The organism is Neisseria sp. P0021.S006 (assembly GCF_051956895.1).
In genome coordinates this window covers 1-532 of the sequence record NZ_JBQCWZ010001013.1, presented here as the reverse complement: position 1 = coordinate 532, position 532 = coordinate 1, and the positions used below count along the sequence as shown (strand labels likewise).

Below are 532 nucleotides of genomic sequence, written 5' to 3'. Positions count from 1 at the left end.
GCGTTTACGAAAAAGGCGGCAAAATCCCGCCCGAACGTACCTTGGCGTAAGAATTCGGCGTATCGCGCCCCTCGGTCAGGGTCGCGCTGAACATCCTGATTGCGCGGCAGGTTTTGGAAGCGCGTCAGGGCGATGGCTATTACGTTTCCGTCAAACCGCAACAAGATTTCCTCCAAAGCTGGCAGGAATTGCTCGGCAAACATACCAACTGGGAAACCGACGTTTTCGATTTCAGCTGTCACGTTGAAGGCTGTATGGCGGCACTGGCCGCCGAAAGACGGACTGACGCCGACTTGAAACGGATTGACTTTTGGCGGCAGAAATTTGAAGCGGCCTGCGAAAGCGGAAATTTGGAGCATCAAGCCGAAGCAGACGTTAGCTTCCATCAAACCATTGCCGATGCCGCACACAATATCCTGTTCAGCCACCTTTCCAGCAGCCTGCTCAAAATGCTTTATCAGCAAACACGCAGCGGCATTATCTATATCCATCAAACCGAAGACCCGCGCCCGACGCTGATTGCCCAGCACAG

The 532-nt window shown here is 53.9% G+C and carries 1 pseudogene; it reads left to right on the top strand.

Annotated elements, in window-relative coordinates:
• A pseudogene (locus tag ACTHUM_RS18460) lies at nucleotides 1-532 on the top strand (FadR/GntR family transcriptional regulator); the annotation flags it as partial.